General features: G+C 67.7%; 17 protein-coding genes and 1 CRISPR repeat array (1 of these 18 only partly in view). Of the genes, 9 read left to right on the forward strand and 8 right to left on the reverse strand.

All coding sequences use genetic code 11. From position 1 onward, the window contains the following. Positions 1-21 precede the first annotated feature (21 nt). From AB0I77_RS43300 to AB0I77_RS43315, 4 genes are all read left to right on the forward strand, one after another. Positions 22-1389, forward strand: coding sequence for a DUF317 domain-containing protein (locus AB0I77_RS43300; protein WP_363288369.1), 1368 nt, complete (start codon positions 22-24; stop codon positions 1387-1389). A 167-nt stretch (positions 1390-1556) separates the two neighbouring features. Continuing rightward, positions 1557-1730 carry a hypothetical protein gene (locus tag AB0I77_RS43305; protein ID WP_358663807.1) on the forward strand — a complete coding sequence of 58 codons (174 nt, stop codon included), beginning with the start codon at positions 1557-1559 and terminating at the stop codon, positions 1728-1730. A gap of 9 nt (positions 1731-1739) precedes the next feature. Continuing rightward, complete coding sequence (locus tag AB0I77_RS43310; RefSeq protein WP_363288370.1) at positions 1740-2951, forward strand: cupin domain-containing protein; 1212 nt, start codon at positions 1740-1742, stop codon at positions 2949-2951. Beyond that, positions 2861-3667: an aldo/keto reductase gene (locus tag AB0I77_RS43315; protein ID WP_363288371.1), complete on the forward strand. Its 807-nt coding sequence runs from the start codon at positions 2861-2863 to the stop codon at positions 3665-3667. The genes AB0I77_RS43310 and AB0I77_RS43315 overlap by 91 nt, the downstream gene beginning before the upstream one ends. On the opposite strand, the gene AB0I77_RS43320 is transcribed toward AB0I77_RS43315, so the two are convergent. Then, the gene (locus AB0I77_RS43320; protein ID WP_363288372.1) at positions 3655-4494 is read right to left on the reverse strand and encodes a hypothetical protein; all 840 of its coding nucleotides are present in this window, start codon (positions 4492-4494) and stop codon (positions 3655-3657) included. The genes AB0I77_RS43315 and AB0I77_RS43320 overlap by 13 nt on opposite strands. A gap of 259 nt (positions 4495-4753) precedes the next feature. On the opposite strand from AB0I77_RS43320, the gene AB0I77_RS43325 reads away from it, so the two are divergent. Next, complete coding sequence (locus AB0I77_RS43325) at positions 4754-5260, forward strand: DUF317 domain-containing protein (protein WP_363288373.1); 507 nt, start codon at positions 4754-4756, stop codon at positions 5258-5260. A gap of 307 nt (positions 5261-5567) precedes the next feature. Continuing rightward, positions 5568-6503, forward strand: coding sequence for a helix-turn-helix transcriptional regulator (locus AB0I77_RS43330; RefSeq protein WP_363288374.1), 936 nt, complete (start codon positions 5568-5570; stop codon positions 6501-6503). Between the two features lie 18 nt (positions 6504-6521). On the opposite strand, the gene AB0I77_RS43335 is transcribed toward AB0I77_RS43330, so the two are convergent. Together AB0I77_RS43335 and AB0I77_RS43340 are read right to left on the reverse strand one after the other, a co-directional pair. Continuing rightward, positions 6522-7352, reverse strand: a complete 831-nt coding sequence (locus AB0I77_RS43335; protein ID WP_363288375.1) for an SAM-dependent methyltransferase — start codon at positions 7350-7352, stop codon at positions 6522-6524. Positions 7353-7602: 250 nt separating this feature from the next. Continuing rightward, positions 7603-8064, reverse strand: coding sequence for a DUF397 domain-containing protein (locus tag AB0I77_RS43340; protein ID WP_363288376.1), 462 nt, complete (start codon positions 8062-8064; stop codon positions 7603-7605). Between the two features lie 312 nt (positions 8065-8376). Between AB0I77_RS43340 and AB0I77_RS43345 the strand changes: the two genes are divergently transcribed. Then, positions 8377-8619 (forward strand): hypothetical protein, encoded by a 243-nt coding sequence (locus AB0I77_RS43345; protein WP_363288377.1) that lies wholly within the window; start codon positions 8377-8379, stop codon positions 8617-8619. 101 nt (positions 8620-8720) lie between these two features. Here AB0I77_RS43345 and AB0I77_RS43350 read toward each other — a convergent pair whose 3' ends face one another. Together AB0I77_RS43350 and AB0I77_RS43355 are read right to left on the reverse strand one after the other, a co-directional pair. After that, entirely contained in the window at positions 8721-8951 is a 231-nt protein-coding gene (locus AB0I77_RS43350; RefSeq protein ID WP_363288378.1) for a hypothetical protein, read from the reverse strand. 345 nt (positions 8952-9296) lie between these two features. Further along, positions 9297-10184 carry a DUF5655 domain-containing protein gene (locus AB0I77_RS43355; protein WP_363288379.1) on the reverse strand — a complete coding sequence of 296 codons (888 nt, stop codon included), beginning with the start codon at positions 10182-10184 and terminating at the stop codon, positions 9297-9299. Positions 10185-11012: 828 nt separating this feature from the next. Between AB0I77_RS43355 and AB0I77_RS43360 the strand changes: the two genes are divergently transcribed. Further along, positions 11013-11834 carry a DUF3800 domain-containing protein gene (locus tag AB0I77_RS43360; protein WP_363288380.1) on the forward strand — a complete coding sequence of 274 codons (822 nt, stop codon included), beginning with the start codon at positions 11013-11015 and terminating at the stop codon, positions 11832-11834. Between the two features lie 343 nt (positions 11835-12177). Here AB0I77_RS43360 and AB0I77_RS43365 read toward each other — a convergent pair whose 3' ends face one another. Beyond that, a complete protein-coding gene (locus AB0I77_RS43365; RefSeq protein WP_363288381.1) occupies positions 12178-12570 on the reverse strand; it encodes a DUF6083 domain-containing protein in 393 nt (130 codons plus the stop codon). 550 nt (positions 12571-13120) lie between these two features. On the opposite strand from AB0I77_RS43365, the gene AB0I77_RS43370 reads away from it, so the two are divergent. After that, the gene (locus AB0I77_RS43370; protein ID WP_363288438.1) at positions 13121-13321 is read left to right on the forward strand and encodes a hypothetical protein; all 201 of its coding nucleotides are present in this window, start codon (positions 13121-13123) and stop codon (positions 13319-13321) included. Positions 13322-13413: 92 nt separating this feature from the next. Here AB0I77_RS43370 and AB0I77_RS43375 read toward each other — a convergent pair whose 3' ends face one another. Further along, positions 13414-13809, reverse strand: coding sequence for an NUDIX domain-containing protein (locus AB0I77_RS43375; protein WP_363288382.1), 396 nt, complete (start codon positions 13807-13809; stop codon positions 13414-13416). An 83-nt stretch (positions 13810-13892) separates the two neighbouring features. Beyond that, on the reverse strand, positions 13893-14246 hold the full coding sequence (locus tag AB0I77_RS43380) for a CYTH domain-containing protein (RefSeq protein ID WP_363288439.1): 354 nt from the start codon (positions 14244-14246) through the stop codon (positions 13893-13895). A 347-nt stretch (positions 14247-14593) separates the two neighbouring features. Next, positions 14594-15604: direct repeats of the CRISPR family, unit length 29 nt; unit sequence CGGATCACCCCCGCGTCGGCGGGGAGCAC; it runs 1522 nt beyond the window's last position.

A 15604-nucleotide genomic window follows, 5' to 3' on the forward strand; every position in this document is an offset into this window, starting at 1 on the left:
CAGAAGAGACGACACCCCAACGTGACTCCCCCCATCGACGCCCACGTCCGCCTCGACACCCACCCCGCTCACCCCAGCGCCGTGACCGCCGTCCTGACCGGCGCCCAGGCCCGCATCGCTCTCATGGGCCTGGAGGCAGCCGACTGGACCATCGTCGCCGAGAACGTCCTGGTCCTGGTCCGTATCGACCACGAGGAGCCCTACTGGGCCCAGGACGCAGCCAAACATCTGTCCGCCGAAGGCATCACCGTCGAGATCACCCCTCGGCTCCGTGAGGCACTGGACGAGGAATGGACCTGGGCCAACTACCCGATGCCCTGGTGCACCCGCAGCGAAATCCGCGAGGTCTCCAACGGAGCACAGAAGATCCACGACGACATCCGCCACGGCCAGCTCCTCATCCACGCCCATGCCCACGACGGCCACACCACCGTCGCGGTCGGCACCTACCTCGGCCGCGACGGCAAGTCTGTCTACTTGCACGGCGAGGACCACCTGCGCCAGGTCGCCGACACCTTCGACTCACCCGCCCAGGCCCTGCTCGCCTTCGAGAAGGTCCACGGCGCCGACATGCGCCCCGGCGCGGCGCCCGTGACCGACACCGAACGCGCCGCCGCCGAGGCCCGCGCCACCTTCGATCCCACCGCCGCCAAGCCCGAATCATCCAGCCCGGAGCTGGAGACCGTTCCGGCCTACCTGGCCGATGCCGGCGACCACGACGCCCTGCTCGACGCCTTCCTGGATGCACACGGCGATTGGGAGAAGTGGCGCACCTGGTCGGACGAGACCACCCACGCCGTCCACGAATCCCTCGTCCTGCGCGCCGAGTTCATCCACGAAACTGACCCCGACGACACCCAGTGGAAGATCGCCGCGTACGAGGGCCCGGTCGGCGAGCGCCTGTGGCACGCCACAGCGACCACCACGGTGCCCGTGAAGATCATGCGGGTACTCCTCGACAGCCTCGCCTCCGCTGACGCGGTGGAGATCGCGGCGGGCAGCCAGGTCTCGGAGGCCACCATCAACGAGGCCACGCGCCCGCTCGCCGACCTCGGCTGGGAGCACACCGTCGACGGCCGCTGGATCCGCTGGCAGGCCCCGGGAGGCCACCCCGCCGGTGTCCAGTTCGATGCCTTCGCCGCCCAGTCCCAGCACAATGCGCTGCCCGCCTGGACGTTCTGGGGCGGCAACAGCGCCGGTACTCCCAGATGGGCCCTCCACTTCTCGCCTCACGCCGCGGCCTCCGTGCTGCAGGACGTGGCCTTCGAGGTGGCGAACGGGCATCTACGGAAGCCGGCCACAGCACGATCCCGCCATGCTCACACCGCAAATCCTGCCGACACCCACGCGCCGCCCGCACCAGACGCCAGCTCGGGCAGGAGGCGGTGACCCGCTCCAGAGCGGCTGCACCGCCCTCCTTGAGTTGGGTCGCCGACGACCGACGACTACACATCTCGCACATCCGTCCGAATCCCCTCTGCTGTCATGCGGCGGACGCGGGTTAACTCAGACCTTTCGCCCGGAGCTGGGCGAGAGAAGCCGAGAGGAGAGCACAGATGGCAGACAGTGCGTCCACACAGGCGGGGACCAGCCCCGCGCTTCTGATCGCCGTCGAGGAGCTGGCGACCGCGCACGACCGCAGCGAGTCCGAGCGGTCCGACGTCACCAGCTCGCAAAACAGCGCGGGCGACGACGGCGACAACCGCGACCTCAACCTCCCGAAGGCGTAAGGGGAACCCATGGAGCACCGGCTCGTCACCCACCTTGAGAAGGCTCTCGGCTGGGACGGGCCGGGTTCCGTGGGAACCGCGTTCGCACGCGGCCACCTCACGGACCCGGAGCTACCCGCACGGCTGTTGACCCCGCACAAGCTGCTGGACCTGATCAAGCGCCGCCACCTCGCCAATCCACAGCTGCGCTGCTACGCCGAGGGCGACGAGATCCACCCGTCCACGTTCCTGTCCACCAATGTCAACCGGCGCAGGCAAGCCGTGAGCCAGGCCGACATGGCCGCCCTCGGACGAATCCTCAACGAGGGCGGCACCGTGGTCCTGGACCACGTGGACTTCTTCGATTCGACGCTGGAAGTCGCCTGCCGCGCCCTGGGCTGGTGGTCGGGCGAACTGGCCTCCGCGAACGCATACCTCGCGGTCGGCGAAACCGACGGATTCCACCTGCACTGGGATGACCACGAGGTCATCGCTGTTCAGCTTTCAGGCGAGAAATCGTGGGAGGTGCGCGGACCATCCCGGCCGGCGCCGATGTACCGGGACGCGGAACGCAACCGCACACCCTCCGAGGAGGTGGTGTGGAAGGGCACCATGCGGGCCGGGGACGTCATGCACATTCCCCGCGGCTTCTGGCACACCGCCACCCGCCTCGGCTCCGGTAGCGGTGGCCATTCACTGCATGTGACGTTCGGGTTCACCAAACGAACCGGCGTCACATGGGCCAACTTCCTCTCCGACACCGCCCGCGCCGATGAGGCGTTCCGCCACGACCTGAAAAGCGCCCAGGAATCCGCGCACAAGGTGCTGGTAGACAAGCTCACCGCCCTGGCGACCAGCTACAGCCCCGAGCGCTACCTGGACGAACTGAGGTCCAACACCCCTCCCGCACGCCACATGCCACACGTGGCCGCCTTCGGGCAGCCGGATGGAGTTGCAGCCGTCACCGAGTTCGCCCCCTCCATCAACCGCTCTGGTGACGCGGTCGAAGTCTGCGGCGGCGGCAAGCGGCTGACTTTCCATGAACGCGCGGAGGTCGGGCTCCGCGCGCTCCTGTCGGGCCACCCGATCTACCTCGACGGAGCCCCCGACGACATCACCACTCTGGCCGACCTGCTGATCATGGAGGGGCTGTGCGAACCGCTGACGGAAGTATCGTCCTCGGGCTACACCGGTCTAGTCACGCCCGTGACCTACTCGAAGCAGCCGCCGACCTCGGCATAACACACCTTGACACGGCGTCCAACTACCTTCGCCATCGCTCCCACGAGGTCCTGAAGACAACGGCCGGCGACCTGCTGCCGAAGTTCTCGGTCTCCACCAAGGTCGGATACTTCCCCGATGGTCACAGCCTCGATCCCGCCCGGCTGCGCAGCGCTGTGGAGCAGACGCTCAAGGACCTCGGGCGGGAACCGGATCTGGTGTTCCTCCACAACCCGGAGCACTCGGCATCCGGCGCCGAGACGCTGGCGAAGGCGTGCGCCGCCCTGGCCGACGCTGCACGAGTGGGGCTCTGCCGGTCCTGGGGCGTCTCGACCTGGGATCCACGACCGCTCATGGACTTCGACGTGCCACGCCCTGATGTCCTCATGGTCCGGGCGGGGCTACTGGTCGGGGGCGACGTCCTCGAAGCGACCGAAGTCCTGGCGACGCAGTGGCGTCCATCGCAGCTGTGGGGCATGAGCCCCTTCGGCGGAAGTACGACCCAAGACGTGTGGAAGCGCTTCGATCCCGGAGTCTTCCTGCGGCGTCCCGCAACGCCCACGGTGACCCAGGCCGCATTCCGTTCCTCCTACGACCTGCCTCAGGTCGACGCGGTCGCGGTGGGCACGGACAACGTCGACCACCTGCGGGAACTGACCGAAGCCCTGGCGTACGAGGTCGACGACAAGATGGTCCAGGAGTACCGACAGCTCCTCAAAGCCCGTCAGCTCCCCTGAAGGTCCTGCAGCAGCAGTTCCACCGTCTTCCGCGCGGGAACTAGGCGGGGGTCCTCGGGATTAGCGTAGGGACCGAGAATCTTCGCGGCGACGAACAGAGTCATCAGCTTGCCGTCCCGGCTCTCCAGATCGTCACGCCGTTCGCTGCGGACACGGTCGGCCAGAGCCGGAGCGGCGAGGGACGCCCCCCACAGATTTGCCGCATCGAGGCCGCGCGGAGCCATGCCCCAGTCCTCCCAGTCGAACACGCAGAACACCGGCGCCGTCACGTTCGCCCAGTTGAAATCCGCATGGGCCGGACGCCAATCGACGACCGCCGAATCGACGCCGGGAAAGACGCTGTGGATCGTTTCCGTGACCAGCTTCTGCGTGAGAGTCTCTGTATCCGGTGTCGCGATCCGATTGGTTTGCTGCGAGGCTAGGGCGTCCAGTGAGGCGTTCAGCGAAGCCCACCACTCCTCGGACAGCTGCGGCTGCTCCGCCACCACGGCACTACCCACTGGTGGGCCCGGCAGCAGTCCCGTCTCGTCCGCCCGCCACACCACCGGCTCCGCCTCGTCCCGCCACGCGACGCCGGCAAGCCAGCCTGGCTTGGCGATCCCACGCAGGGCCTCAGCTGAAGCGGTGCCGTCACCACCCTGGACCCCGATCCGGTCGAGCCCACGCCGCTCAACGCGCACCCACGTACCGCGGTCCGTACGCGCCCCCACAGACCGGCGCTTACGCACCACCGTCTCGTGCTCCAGGCACACCCCCAACGACCGCTCCACGCGGTCCAGTACGGATTCCACAGGCTCTTTGCGTAGATCCACCGAACGAAGCGTCATGCGCCGAACGTACCAAGTCCCAACCCGCAGCAGTCCGTCCCTACTCCGTGGCGCAACGTTGCCCCTTCGGCATATCTGATCGCGATGAATCTCCGGGCTGTTTCCCCCGGCAGCGGGACGGCGAGAATGCGTGCCTCACCACGGACCACGAGCTACTAACGCTTCGGGACTTTGCCCCCTCCACCTGCAACACCCACGCACGTTCCCGGGCCTCGCTGCATCGGTCAACGCCTCGACTCCGGCCGAGATCGTGAGCACCATGCTGAACTCCGTGGCCATCGGGAACGCGTGGGGCCACGGCCCCTCCACCAGCATCACCGAGACCGCCATCGCCGAGGCGACCGGGCCACCCGCCGACGCCGGCTGGACGCACGCCATCGACAGGCGATACATCACGGGGGAAGCCCCCGGAGCCCAGCCCGCCGGCGTACAGTTCGACGCCTCCACCGCTCAGCAGCCCCACAGCCCTCTTCGCACGTGGACCGTCTGGGGCGGCCAGGCCATCCACCAGCCGAACTGGGCACTCCAGCTCTCCGCACACGCCCCGCCAGCCCTGCTGCAGGACATCACCTTCGAAATGACCCAGGGACAAAGCGTGCGACGCGTACCTCCGACAACTCCTGACGGTCCAGCGCTCCGCACCGCTCAAGCCCCTGACCAGGTAACAGCATCACCACCGGTTGCCCCTCCTGCGCCTAGGACGCCGCCTAGCCCACAGCACCCGCCTGCGCAGGCCGCGATCGCTCCGATCCGGGCCACCCGCTGACCAACCCAACCGGGTCATCACCCCCAAGAGCACACGGCCGCCCACAAGCCCATTCCAGCCACCGTGTCGCAATGAATACCCGCGAGACATTCTCGAGACGTTACCCCGACGGACGCGTCAACTTCCGCTAAAACGCGCCGCGTTGACAGGTCACGACGCCCTCGCCCACCCCTTGCGGGGCGAGTGATGCCGGTCACACATACAAACGATGTTGGACTTTTTTCCGAATCCGCCGCCAGAGCCAAGCGGTTCGTGCACGATGAGTGCCGATAGCTTCACCCTCAGTTCGTAGCACCAAGGAGCGATTGTGGTCCAGCAGTTGGCAGCGGCCGGGGACCCAGGCGAGACCGAGAGCCCCAAAGCCGGCCGCGGGGTGCGGTATCTGCGGGACGAGCCCGCGCCGTCCGCCCCGCGCATGGTGCTGGGCCATGCTCTGCGCAAGCGCCGCAAAAGCCTCGGCCTGAAGCAGGGCGAGGTGGCCCGATTCATAGGTGGATCCGCCTCGAAGGTGAGCCGGATCGAGAACGGGCGTCATCAGTTCAAGGAGCGCGACCTATACGCCCTCTTCCAGCTGTACGGCATCGCCGATCCAAAAGAGCAAGAGCTGCTGCTGGGCTTGGCCGCCGGCGCCAACGAGGCGGCGTGGTGGCAGTCGTGGTCATGGGCGACGCCGAAGTTCCTGCAGGCCGTGGTGAGTTTCGAGGACATGGCCCAACGGATCAGGTCGTACGAACCCCTGCATATTCATGGCTTGCTGCAGACCCCCGCCTACGCCAAAGCCGTGATCAACCGAGGTAACGGCACCTTCCAGGAACGAGAGGCCCGGGCACAGCTACGCCAGGAACGCAAGGCGCGTTTCGCCGACGCGCCTGGAGACAAGACCGGCATGTTCGTCATCGACGAAGTCACCCTGCGACGGCCGGTCGGATCCACGGAGGTCATGCGCGGGCAGTTGGAGCATCTGCTTGAGCTGTCCGCCGACCCGCGCTACCAGTTCCGGCTTGCTGAGCTGGGCCGCTGCGACCTGCCCGTCGACCTGGGACCGACGACGGTCTTCGACTTCGCCGGCATGCTGCCCACTCTTGCCTACGCCGAGGGATTCGACGGCGGTCTGATCATCGAGGATGACGAGGCGGTCGACCAGCGGGTGAAGGCATTTGACGCGCTGCTGTTTGCCTCACTGGCACCCCGTCAGACGCGCCGCCGGATCAGCGACCTGCTTACGCGCCAATACCGCCGCTGAGCAGGCCGACTCCTCCTTTCATGGTTTACGGGCCACGCCGGCATAGAGGGATACCTGTGCGTCGCTCACCAGGCTGGGGCCACTGCCAGGCTCGGGCCGCCAGCGGTGCCCGACGACCAGGCCCGGCTCGATCAGCTCCAGACCGTCGAAGAACCTCATCACCTCCGCCCGGGTGCGTACCTGGGTGGGGGTCCCGCGCTGCGCGTAGGTGTCGACGATGGCCTGCCAGGCTTCCGGCGCGAAGTCCCCGGTGTCGTGCGACAGACTCAGAAAGGACCCCGAGGGCAGCTCCTGCATGAGGCGCCGCACAATGCGGTAGGGCTCGTGATCGCCGGTGACGAACTGCAGCAGGGCATGCAGGCTCAGCGCGACCGGCTGCCCGAAGTCGATGACCCCCTCGCTCTTGACCGCGTCAATGACGGCAGCCGGCTCGGTCGCATCAGCCTGGACGTAGCAGGTCCCGCCCTCGCGTGTGCTGTCGAGGAGCGCGTCGGAGTAGACATGCACGATCGGGTCGTTGTCCACATAGGCAATCCTGCTGTCGGGTGCGTCACTCTGGGCGACTTCGTGCAGGTTGGGTGACATCGGGATCCCGGTACCCACATCGATGAACTGGCGCACTCCGAGCCGGGTGAGGCAGCGTACCGCGCGGTGCATGAAGGCCCGGTTAGCGCGGGCCGCTGTCTCTGCCGCGGGAAAGAGGCGTATGACGGTCTCGGCTGCCTCCCGGTCCACGGCATAGTTGGTCTTCCCGCCGAGGAAGTAGTCGTACATCCGGGCGCTGTGCGCCTTGTCCTGTCCTAAGTCCGTGCCCCTGCCGTGCCCAGGTTCGGACTGCTCCCCCACCATGGCCCTCCCGACGTCCCGCGACCGTCCGCCCACGTCAGCGGCGGAAACGCACTTGCATTGTGCTCCTGCTTACTGGCGTGTCACCGGGAATGTCGAGCACTGAATGACTTTTTGAGCTTGCGAGTACGTCCGCGCACGGGCCTGATCGCGGAACCACAGGTTCCAACGGCCATGCCCAGCCGGCAGTCCCCCCGGACACACGCCTTTGCAGGTGCGTACACAGCCGGACGGCGTCACCCGCGAGGACCGGTTACAGCTGACCGCGCCCCGCGGCAGAGGTGAAGGCGGACGCCGCCCGCCTGGATACGGCGATCACAGGTCCGCTGGACACCTTCGAGTCACGGAACCAGACCTGCCCATCCGACGGATCCGCCACTTCAAGACATGCCCCTTGCGGATTGCTGTAAGAACTCTTCCACCAGGCAAACCCGCCTCGCTGGCTGCTGCTTGCGGGACGGCCCTGAACACGCGTCGGCTGCTCCACCGGACGACCTCCTGCGGTGAACGAACACCCCGTTGCCCGAATGCAATTGCATTTCGGTCCGACGCAAGGAGGATCACCGCTCTTCCGACAGATATGCCTGCTTGAAGCAACAATGTCTTGAATCAGCTGACGAGCTGCCTGCAAATGCGCCGTCACACCGGGTCTGTTCACCGCATCGTCACACCACCACCAGAGCGCGGTCCCGCCCTCGGCAGCGCGATCGAACACGCCCTCACCCGCGTCAGCGCGTCCAGATGGAGAGATCCCTCACCAGCGCAAAGAAGAAGCACACCCAACCCATACGAACGGCAGCAGTCGAACACTCAAAACACGGCCGCAGCAGGCAAACCCAGCACCGTGCACCGCGGCGGGTACACACGAGCGCACTCCGGTGTGGCGAACCGTCAGACGGCCTGCCCCGCTTCTCCTACCGTCGTTCGCACTCGGCCAGAGGGCCGGGCGGCACCAGGCCCCGGCAGCAGTGATGTGGGAATCCTTCGCCGGGGCCCGTGTCCACAACCCTCCATTCAGGAGAGCGCTATGGACCCCTCCCCCTGGCGACGACGCGGTAAACCGCGCCACGCCCGCCCCCGCTCCTCACGCGTCCGCGTGTGCGAGCCGTGCCTGAGCAGCTGCCTCGAACTCGCGCTGACGCAAGCCGGCCACCTGTTGGCCCTCCAACCGCACGGGCACTGGCTGACCACCGCCGGATTCCTCGTCCTGCTCGCCCTGCGCCTCACCCGCCACCAGCCCGGACACAGCCTCGGCAACCAGCCCCACTGACAACCCGTGAGGGGTGCTGCTCAGACAGCACCCCTCACCAACCCGATCACCGACTCTCCAACACACGCGGGGTCCTGCACATGCATCAAACACCGCGCGCCTCACTCCTGCGAGCGACCCATATCGGCCTGGTCATGGAACAGATCCAGCGCCAGAGCAGACTGACCACCGAAGACCTCGTCCGCCTCATCGGGGCGGATCCGACACACGTCGCTGCCGTGCTGTCCGGCCACCGGTTCCCCAGCCGACGACTGACCATCCACTTCGCCCGCGCCTGCGGTGCCGACCACCACATACTGCTGAAGGTCTGGGACGACGAGCACGAGCGCCACAGCCCAAGCACCATGGATCGGGCAGACGAGCCCCAGGAGGGCGCTACACCGAGCCAATGACCTGCGTACATGCCACGGTTCACTCTCAGCAACTGCGCCAAACACGCGGACCCTGTTAGGGCGTGCAGATCATTAACTCGTGCAAGGTCGGCCTACTCGATGACCAGAAGTCGATCGCTCGGGAAGGTACGCCCTTCGCGTCCAACCCGAGGCCGATCCACAGGTCATGAGCATTACTCATTAACAGTCCACCGCCACGTCCTGACCACCACATCGAGAGGCCGCACTACGACGACAGCCCACAACCACGCACTCCACCGGACCAGCCAGCCGGAGGAGAAGCCTCTACGCCGCAGCACAGCTAAGGCGGAACAGGTCCTGGGCGCGCTCCAGATCCCGCTCTGTACGAAGCTGCACCTCAAGACCGCCCGTGCCGTGGTGGCCGAGCCCCGTCACGTCCCGGGTAAACCCGGGAACAAGGTCGACCCCCTTCGGATCCGCCTTGAGATAGACGAGCAGCTTCGTCTTCTGCGGCGGACAGACGCAGGCGAAGTTCCGCAGCCGCTGGTAGGCCCAGTAGGTCTTGCGCTGAACCCGGGTGATGCCCTCCCCGAGGCCGAGCAGGACCTCGTCGGCCGCAGCGGCCAGCTCCGCCATCGCCCCGTCTCGTCCGCGGGCACTCGGCCCCATGGTCCCCCGTCGACGGGCCGCCCTTGGGGCAGCTACATGTCCGGTGACGGAGGCTACAGTCTCAAGGCCAAAGTGCTCAGTGCCGAAGAAGCGGTAGCGGACCAAGTCGATGCTGCGCCGGTGCTCGCGTACGGCATGCACGTCGTAGCGGGTGAAGTCGCCAGCCACGCAGATCAGCCTGGGCTCGCTCCAGAGCACCTGGGCCGCGGCCGTGACCCCGAGCCGGTCACGGACCAGATGCTGGTACTCGCTCCGGTGGTCCATCAGCCAGCTCAGATAGAAGAGACCCTGATGGATCACCCCGGCGTCGGTGCCGCGCTTGAACTCCACGATCACCGGTGCCCCGTTCTCGTCGAGGCCCAGCGAGTCGATCCGGCCGCCGTGGACCCGGCCAGTGCTGTACTCGGTCGCCAGGAAGCGGACTCCGAGCAGTGCCTCCATGTTGGCCTCGACGAGGCTCTGCACATCGGCCTCGGCATCGGCAAGACGCGGCATGACCTCCGTCACGCCGCCTTGAGTGTTGTAGAGCTTCAGGTCCGGCACCGCCCCTCCCGTGCAGCCAGTGTGGCCGACACTCAACAGCAGGGGCTGTCGAATTTATTTCCGAGCACTCCGCAGGCTGGTCCAGAGGATCCTCGGCGGCCACGGCGGATCACCCCCGCGTCGGCGGGGAGCACACAGGACCCGACATGACCGACCAGACTCGAACCGGATCACCCCCGCGTCGGCGGGGAGCACCGGCTACCGCCCCTGGCTCGCCAACGAGCACGCGCAGGCCGTCGCCCGCGACCAGGCCACCAGCCTCCCCGACGAACTACGGATCTCACCCCACAACGGGATTGCTGCCGGACTCGCCGGCGCCCTGCACGGACTCGACCGGATGATCGGGGCGCACGACGCCGGGCCCAGCGTGCAGGAATGCGGGGCCGACGACCGCGCCCACTGGACGAGCCGCCAGTGGGGCGGAGAGACGCTATGAGCGCCTACCAGCCCGACGCCCTCGAGCTCCGCCGCCGGCTCTCCATCCGGCGGCGGGAGCAGGGCTTGACCTGGCGGCAGATCGCCGATCACTCGACGTCTCCCCGTCGACGTTCTCCCGCCTCGCCGACGACAAGCGGCCCGACGCCGACGCGCTCGTGACGCTGCTCGTCTGGCTCGACAGTTATCGAATCCTGGCGAACGGCCCAACCGGTGTAACGTCATCTGACCGGCCGTGTGACGGGAGTTGACCGGACGGTGACGATCGACAGAAGCGAGCCCCCGGAGGCCGATACCACCGGGGGCGCGAACCAGAGGAGTTCGGCCTCCAGTGGTGCATTCCCACCGTAGCGCGACGACGCGCTTCCCGGCAGCGCTGAACCAGGCGGCCGGATGAGCGGGATCCTCACCCCCGCATACTTCGGTCAACTGCCCAAGCTGCACGTCTACGTCGACGAGACCGGAGACCGCGGCTTCAGCGAGGCCAGCCGGGCCAAGTCACCGTTCTTCGCGATGACCGCACTCATCGTCCCGCGCGAAGACGAGTGGACCGTCAAGGTCGCCACAGGCGGACTGCGCGCCGTTATCCACGGCGCACAGCCCCAGCAGCACCTCAAGCCACTCCACTGGGTGGAGCACTTCAAGGCCAAGCGTGCCGACCGTCGTGAACAGGCAGCTCAAGTGCTGGCCAACATGCCCTCGGCGCGCCTCGTCCACGTCGTGGCGCACAAAAACAGCCTCAACGCTGACGCTGGCATGCGCGCCGACAAGGGTGTCTTCTACAACTACACCTGCCGACTCCTCCTGGAACGCGTCGCTTACGCCGCTCAGCAGTGGCCCGGAGGCCCGCGAGAAGCCATCGTTCGGCTGGACAGCGTCAAGCACATGGACCACTCCGACACGCGCGACTACCTGGCCTACGCCAAGTCCGGCGACCGCTACGGCGTGCCCTGGCGGCACATCAAATGGCCGCCCCTCTGGGAAAACAGCGGTCGTGACGGCATCCAACTCGCCGACATCCATGCCGGATTCTTGAACTGCGCCCTCACCGGTCAGCCGACCGACCCACAGTGCGCAGAGCACTTGCTCCGCGTGGGCAGGCAGCTCTACCGCTCCCGCAGCGGAAGCCTCCTCGGCTACGGCATGAAGGTCATCGGGGACCCTCGCTTCGTCACCAGCAGAGTCTGGTGGAGCGACCTCGTCCACAAGCGCTGAGCTGCGCCGCTACAGCACAAAGCCCCCTGGGGGACTCCCGGGGGCCACAACCACCTCAACGGGTGGAGGGATCCAGTTCCCTGGTTCCGGCCTTGCTCCCGGCAGCCCACCAAGGGGCTCCTGCAACGTTCCGACAGGAAGAAGTATACCAGCTTTAGCCCTCATCTAACCCTGTCGGAGCATCCCTGGAGAAGGCGTTCGGGTCGAGAAAGTCCAGGTCAGAGCGGCATTCATGTTTGCCACAGCCACTCTCAGTGCTAGAATCCGCGCCACCTCATTGGGCTATCGCCGCGCCCCCGCAACAGAGCCCTCACCCGATCGCCGGGCGGGGCTGCTGTAGTGCTCAGCCGGTGTCCGGCAACTCGACCTCCGCTGGCACCGGCTCCGGCTCCCCGCCCGCCTGTCGCTGCGCCGCCCGCGCATTCTCCTCCCGCAGCACCGTCAGCCACGGCCAAAGATCCGGCAGGGCCTGGCCGGCACACGCCAGTCGATGCTCGATGCGGCACCGCTGCGCCGGATCCGGCGGACACACCGCGTACACCGTCACCTGGCCATCCGACACGGTGATCCACCGGTACTCCGCCGGCACCAGATGGGCGAGAACCGTAACCCCAGGCTCCAACAGCACCCAGTCGTGCTCCAACGTCGGCACCCGATCCTGCGGCAACCCGCAGAACGGGCACGTGAACGTCTGATCGGCGCCCAAACGGCGCGGCCCCTCATCGATGACCCCCATACCGCGAGCGTGAGGCCCGGCCAGGTCCGGCACACCGCGCCAATCGGACGGGACACCTGCGCCCACACAGGCAAAACGCGGCAGACGAGACGACACGCGGCCGTGGCTGGCACACATGGCCCAACAGCGGCGGCCGGGTAGGCGGTGTAGACAAATCGATGCCCTCACCCGGACATACCAGGTGGGGGCTTTCCCTGCGGTCAGCCGCGCGACACCGCGAACGGCGCCGAGCTTCGTTCACTCGTTCGGCTCCACTGGTTGGCCGCTGCCGCCCGCGTCCACTTAGCGTCGCCACGTGTTCGCCCGGCGGAGAGGCGCACCCCCTGACCCAGACCCCCGCCGCGCTCCTAGCTGTCGATCAAGGAGGACATCCATGCCACAACGCACTCCCTCAACGTCCACCCGCCTCAGCCCGCGCCTCCGATGGTGGTCACTCAGCTCCGCGCTCGTATGTTCCATCGCTGCGGCGCTTCTCCTGCTGCTGCCAGCCAGCGAGCAGGCAAAAGCGAAAAACCCCACGGCGACCACAGCCTCCAACAAAACCGAGGCGATATCCGCCCCCACAGGAGGCGGAACCGCGGAACTCACAAAGTGGGAGTACTCAACCGCAGTGCTACTGCCGCACGCAACTAAGCAAATCCTCGACACCTGGGGCGCAGACGGCTGGGAACTGGTCCAAGTCATTCCCAACCATCCCGGCACCGACGGCGACAGAATCGTGGCCTACCTGAAGCGCCCGAAATTCGAATAACGACCTAGCCGTGCGCAGCGCACGGCGCGACCCGAACCGGACGCATACAGAGCGCCCCCGCCAGCGAGGCGAGGGGCGCTCAGCCAGACGGACTACAGGGCAAGCGCCCCGTCGAGATACGCCAGCACCGGCGGATAAACGCCGCCCGGCACGTACTCCCGTAGCCTCACCAGCGGCACCCACGCAACCTCCGCCACCTCCTGCGGCGACGCCGGATACGCCTCACCCGACAACAGCTGGCACGCCACGTACACCACCCGCCAGCCCGTCACCGGATGCAGCCGGGAGCCCAGAACCACCAGCGGCTCGACGGTGACGCCCGCCTCCTCCCCGGCCTCCCGCGCCGCAGCCTCGGCGCCCGACTCGCCCGGCTCGACCTTGCCCGACGGAAACGTCCACAGCAGGGCGCCAGCCGGGGAGGCGCGGCGGATCAGGAGCACGCGGCCAGCATCGGCGATCACCGCGCCCGCGATGTGGGGAGAGGGCATGCGGACTCCAATCAGCAGCGAACCGCCACACTAACGACGACGCCCCCCAGCCATCGAGGCTGGGGGCGCCGCGCCGTCTGCGACTACCGGGTCATTGCGAGATCACGATATGGAAGATCCACGGTCGGGCAGTCGAGCACGTCGAGTTCCTTCTCGACCCGCTCCACCACGTCGGCCGCCGCGATCGCGTCCGCACTCATGACCTCCGTCTCCATGAACGTCCCGACTCCGGCCACCGCGTCGACGCTGACCGTCACGTCCGGGTGCGCCGGGTGACGATAGGCAGTGCGGCGCTGCTCCACGCGGACCAGCAGCCGCATCCCGAGGCACTCCAGCAGTCGGTCCGCGAGTCCGGCCTGCTCGGCGTCGGCAAGGACCACGTTCGTCTCCGGCTTAGAGATCACGCCGCCGGAGCTGTGGGTCGCGCCGGTGGACAGCGGCTTGTACGTGACCTAGGTGAAGTCGCCGCGCCGCCGCACCCGCAGACACTCCACCGTCTCCATGCAGTCGACATCCGGTCGCGAGTAGTACGTGTCGACCTCGGTCACCGGCCCCGCGGCCTGCCAGCCCAGTTCGACGAGCAGGGCGGCCAGACGCTACCCGCCGTCGGGAAGCTACCGCTTCCGCTCCACCTCGATCATTCCGTCCACCGTCAGCCTCCCGAGTTGATCGCCGAATACACGCGGGCCAGATTGCTTTTGCTGCACCACTTCTGGAGAACCTGCATGCCATTGCTCAACGAGCGAGCATCGCCAACCGGGACGTTGGTGAAGAGGACCAACTGCGGATCACCCCCACGTCGGCGGGGAGCACACGAGGGACCAGCGCACCCCCAAACACGTCATCGGATCACCCCCGCGTCGGCGGGGAGCACCACGAAGTACCGCCACACGTTCCGCCTCTGAACCGGATCACCCCCGCGTCGGCGGGGAGCACCTGCTCGACGGCGGCGAACCGGGCCTCTTCGGCGGATCACCCCCGCGTCGGCGGGGAGCACCTGCGACAGGGCGGGCGCGCGTACCTGGTGACCGGATCACCCCCGCGTCGGCGGGGAGCACCTGCGACAGGGCGGGCGCGCGTACCTGGTGACCGGATCACCCCCGCGTCGGCGGGGAGCACTGGGTCGGGTCATCTGAGAACTGGTGCCAAACCGGATCACCCCCGCGTCGGCGGGGAGCACGCCTCGCCTGCGTCGTCGATGTCGAAGCCGAGCGGATCACCCCCGCGTCGGCGGGGAGCACCTGCGCGAGTACGCCGCAGCCGAGGCGGAGGACGGATCACCCCCGCGTCGGCGGGGAGCACGCCGACGCCCTGCTGCGTGAGGCTCAGGCCCACTGGATCACCCCCGCGTCGGCGGGGAGCACGCCGACGCCCTGCTGCGTGAGGCTCAGGCCCACTGGATCACCCCCGCGTCGGCGGGGAGCACCCCGCCTCCTTGCTCAGCTCCTCGATGATTTCCGGATCACCCCCGCGTCGGCGGGGAGCACGACACCCGCGCGAGCCTGCCCGCCGCGATGTGCGGATCACCCCCGCGTCGGCGGGGAGCACGGTCTCGCGCTGGGTGCAGTGCTGATGTTCGCCGGATCACCCCCGCGTCGGCGGGGAGCACGTGGGCTGCGGAGTCGGACGGGTTGCCGCCGGCGGATCACCCCCGCGTCGGCGGGGAGCACCTCACCGGCCTCACCTACAAGTCCGTGCGCAGCGGATCACCCCCGCGTCGGCGGGGAGCACGTCCCGGGCCGCGCACCGAGCTTGATCATGTACGGATCACCCCCGCGTCGGCGGGGAGCACCGG

It is taken from the genome of Streptomyces sp. NPDC050619 (assembly GCF_040654815.1).
In the GTDB taxonomy this organism is placed as follows: Bacteria; Actinomycetota; Actinomycetes; order Streptomycetales; family Streptomycetaceae; genus Streptomyces.